Origin of the sequence: Ideonella sp. B508-1 (assembly GCF_000333615.1) — a bacterium.
Lineage (GTDB): Bacteria > Pseudomonadota > Gammaproteobacteria > Burkholderiales > Burkholderiaceae_C > Ideonella.
Genome location: NZ_BADL01000416.1, coordinates 1 through 3,902, shown reverse-complemented (window position 1 = coordinate 3,902; position 3,902 = coordinate 1). Strand labels below are relative to the sequence as shown.

7 protein-coding genes are annotated in these 3,902 nt (G+C 67.8%); all 7 read left to right on the top strand.

From position 1 onward, the window contains the following. A partial coding sequence (locus I73_RS17010; RefSeq protein WP_022981716.1) for a DUF4942 domain-containing protein occupies positions 1 to 340 on the top strand: 340 nt, incomplete at its 5' end. Between the two features lie 65 nt (positions 341 to 405). Continuing rightward, positions 406 to 885, top strand: a complete 480-nt coding sequence (kleA, locus tag I73_RS17005) for a stable inheritance protein KleA (protein WP_022981715.1) — start codon at positions 406 to 408, stop codon at positions 883 to 885. Between the two features lie 25 nt (positions 886 to 910). After that, positions 911 to 1,390, top strand: a complete 480-nt coding sequence (locus I73_RS17000) for a hypothetical protein (protein ID WP_022981714.1) — start codon at positions 911 to 913, stop codon at positions 1,388 to 1,390. A gap of 207 nt (positions 1,391 to 1,597) precedes the next feature. Continuing rightward, complete coding sequence (locus I73_RS16990; RefSeq protein WP_040500614.1) at positions 1,598 to 2,017, top strand: hypothetical protein; 420 nt, start codon at positions 1,598 to 1,600, stop codon at positions 2,015 to 2,017. Further along, on the top strand, positions 2,014 to 2,253 hold the full coding sequence (locus tag I73_RS16985; RefSeq protein WP_022981711.1) for a hypothetical protein: 240 nt from the start codon (positions 2,014 to 2,016) through the stop codon (positions 2,251 to 2,253). The genes I73_RS16990 and I73_RS16985 overlap by 4 nt, the downstream gene beginning before the upstream one ends. After that, entirely contained in the window at positions 2,228 to 2,548 is a 321-nt protein-coding gene (locus I73_RS32150; protein ID WP_148289831.1) for a hypothetical protein, read from the top strand. The genes I73_RS16985 and I73_RS32150 overlap by 26 nt, the downstream gene beginning before the upstream one ends. A 438-nt stretch (positions 2,549 to 2,986) precedes the next feature. Further along, positions 2,987 to 3,902: ParB/Srx family N-terminal domain-containing protein (locus I73_RS16975; RefSeq protein ID WP_026096862.1), on the top strand; the 916-nt coding region annotated here is incomplete at its 3' end.

Here is a 3,902-nt window from a genome sequence, read left to right as displayed (position 1 = left end):
GTTCGGCAAGCGCGTGATCCTGCGCTTCCTGCTGCAACCCTACGGGAACGGAGCGAAACGCTGGCTGGCCGTCAACTTCGACCGCACGAACCGCCTGGATGACCTCGACCGGGTGTTTCACCTTCTGGACGGCAAGCCCGAGCCCGACCACCGAGAAGGGTGGGGCAAGCGCATCAACTCGAACAACAAGGCCGGCGAGACGGAGGGGGCTTACTTCTCGGTGAAGTGGTTTCTCAACGGGAACGGCCATCTCACCTTCACCCGCCCGGATCTGGTGGACAAGATGAATCAGATTCTGGCCAAGCACCACCCGAACGCCCTGGCCAGCGAAGTCCGCTGACCGCGCGAACGCCAAACAGCGCCCCGGCCGCAGCCGGGGCGAGAACAACCAAGGGAGTCCCCGCCATGTTCCTCGATACCCCGTTCATGCCCTGGATCGACCACTTGCCCGAGGTGGGCGACCCGATCCGCAAAGAGCGCGCGAAGCTGCTGGAGGTGGCCGAGCAGGCCGCCGAGCTGGAGCGGCAGGCCCTGGCGCTGCGCGCCCAGGTCGAAGCCGGCCAGGCCGCGCTGCTGACCAAGGTCATGCAGCACTGGACCTTGCAGGACATCCAGCAGGCCAGCGACCGGGCCGACCGCCAAAGCCAGGCCGCCGTGATGCTGCGCCACATCGACGCGCACAAGCTGCGCGACGCCCTGCGCAAGCTCGACGGCACGCACCTGGCGGCCGAGGCGCTGCGCGCCTTCCACGACGGCGAGGTGATCGGCCAGCACAACCTGCTGAGCACGGCCACCGACGACGAGCGCCGCGCAGCGCTCGAACGGGTGCTGAAGTGGTGGAACCTGGCCGGCGTGCCGGTCTACGACCGACTGGCCGCCGCCTGACCAGGCCGAACAGGAGGGCCGCGCCGTGACCCAGGAAGAGGACCACAGCAAGCACCCCAGCGTGATCGCGTTCGCGGCGCGCGCGGCCGCCGCCGTGGCGGCCGCTGATCCGGCCGCTGTCGCGGCAGTCATTGCCGATTTCCCCGAAGCGGAGGAAATCGGGATGCGCAGCGATCCGGCTTCGTTCAACCCGCACAGCAAGCCGCCGCCGAAAGACCCGGCAAAGCGCGCGCAGTACCTGCGCGAGCAGATCGAGAAGTGGCGCCTCGACGTGGACCGCGACATCGAGACGTACAACCATCTTCGAGACAAGGGCCTGGCGGCCCTGTGTGACTACGACATCAACGTGTCTTCAGGCGGAAACCCGGTCGGTGCGCTTCGCACCGCCCTGGACCTGAAGCACGCCCACATCAGTTACGGGCTCACAATGAGCCATAACCTGCGGCTTGAGCTGGCCAGCACCTTGCAGGCGCTGGGCCAGCCGCCGCAGCTCGCTCTCTTCTAGGCGCCGTGCGCCTGGTTTACCAGTGAAAGAAGACATGGACGACTCTGTTCAACACCGCAAGGTCAAAACGACGGGCTCGCGTGATTGGGGCAAGTGGCTTCTCGGCGCCGTTGTCATCGTGATCTTTGCGTTTTCGCTGTACCTGCACGTCTGAAGATCGCGGGGTTGATGGCGGGCCACTCAACCCGCACCCTGACTTTTCTAACCATGACCCGTTCACCCGAAACCAAACGCCGGCAGCTCGCCCAGCGCCTGGCCGAGCGCGCCGAGCGCGGGAAGCTCGCGGCCGCGTCGGCGGCCGTGGATCTGCATGTGGCGACGCTCCAGGCTCGCGCGGCTTCGCCGCGCAACCCTCTCGCCGATCGCGCGGCTCAGTGGAACGACTACATGCACCTGCCGACCGTGTGGGCTGACCTGGCGCGCAAGCAGCTCTACGAGGTGACGGCCGACGAAATGGCGGCCCTGCTGGCCGCGACGATCCGCGCCGCGACGAGCGCCGGCACGTTCGACAGCGCTGGGCGCGCGGTGTCGGCCGATTCGGTCTTCGTCATCGTGGCCCGCAAGGCCTTGCCTTTCGCGGCCGAGTTCCACGCCGCCTGGCTCGACTACTGGAGGCAGCAATCATGAGCGAGCAGTCCCCGACCTACCACCGCGACGAAGCGAGCGCGCCGACAGCCGACGAGCTGCTGTGCTCGCCGTCGTCTTCGACCTGGCTCAAAGATGCGCTGCGGTCTGCCTTGACCCGCGATCCCGTGGACGCCGCGCGTGACGCCGAGCTGCTGGCCCTGGTCCTGGCCTCGCGCGCTGACTCGCTTCTGGCGTCCGACGCTGCCCGCCTTGGGCTTTCCCTGCCTCGCCGCTGATCGCGCCGTGCTTGTCCCTCGCCTGGTTGTCTTCGTCCACGTCGCCGGCGTTCTCGCCCTGGCATTGATGGCCGTCTATACCCTTGGCCTTCATTGCGAGAGCTTCGGTTGCATGGGCATCGGTCTGATGTGGATGGCCTGGGCCGTGCTGTTCGCCGCCTGGCTGCTGTTCGGGCTGGTGTCTCGGGCTCAGTCTCGCAAAGGGTCTGCCGGCCTGGTCAAGCTGTACGGTCTGGCCGTTCGCGCTCAGTGGCTGATGGGTGGCCTGGCCGTTCTCCGCTGGCTGCTGAAGTAGGGCGACTCGGGCCGCAAGCGGCCCGACCGGGCTTCTCCGGGTTCGCGCATGCGCTCATCCCCTGCGGGGACTGCTTCGCAGCCCTGCATATCCCTGTCGCTTGCGCCGTCCCGGCGCCGGCCTGGTGGCCGAGTCAGTGCCGCTATCGCGGCAGGGGCGGTGCCTGGCGGCACCGGCTGGCCCCGATGGGCTGGAAAACACGTCGTCGCGCTCCCATTCAAGGTGGCGGCAGCTCACTGAACCCGGCTCTTTCCGACGCCTAGCGCCCTCTCCGGGGGCTGCAAGGGTTCGGCTTCGCCCAGGTACTCACCCGGTCCCTTCGCTGCGCTCAGGGCTGCGGCTTCCGTGCCTGCCCTTGCATCCCCCTTCGTGGTCGCTTTCACGGCGCCGAGCCGGCTCCAGTGAGCAGATTTCTTCCACCACCACGAAAGGACAGCCATGAGCACGACGACCATCCAGCCCATCGACGCCAGCACCGAAGCGGGCGTTCCCCCCGCGCCCCCCGAGCCCCACCAGCAAGCAGGCGGGATCGCCCTTCGGGCGGTGCAGGGCGAAGGCGAACCCCAATACATCGCCCTGGGGGCGCTGCGGCTGGATGAACGCAACGTGCGCAAGGACGAGCCCACGGAGGGCGAAATCGAGCAACTGGCCGACCTGATCGACGCCCAGGGCCTGCTGCAAAACCTGTCCGTGGTGGCCTACGCCCAGCCGGTGCGCGGCAAGGGCAAGGACAAGAAGCGCACCTTCTCGCATGGCGTGATCGCCGGGGGCCGTCGCCTGCGGGCGCTGCTGGCCCTGGTCAAGCGCGGGCGCATCACGCTGGACGAGGAAATTCTTTGCACCGTGGTGTCGGAAGACCGCGCCCTGGCCGTGAGCACCGCCGAGAACTCGGGCCGTGCGCCCATGAGCCAAGCGGACACGATCATCGCCTTCGCCGACATGGTGAAGGCCGGTGCAGGCGTGGAAAGCCTCGCCGTGTGCTTCGGCCTGTCGCCCCTGACCGTGCAGCGCCGCCTGAAGCTGGCGAACGTTTCGCCCAACCTATTCGGCCTGTTCCGCCAGGAAGGCATGACGCTGGACCAGCTCATGGCCCTGGCCCTGACCGATGACCACGCCGCGCAGGAAGCCGCATGGAACGCCGCGCCGGAATATGACCGCTCGCCCCGCAAGCTGCGCTCCCTGATTGCCGGTGAAGGGCTGTCGCAGTCCGTCATCCGCTTCGTGACCGTGGAGGCCTACGAGGCCGCAGGCGGTGCCGTGCTGCGCGACCTGTTCGCCGAATCCGACGAACAGCCCGCCTACATCCAAGACCCGGCGCTGATGATGCGGCTGGCTTCGGAGAAGCTGGAAGCCA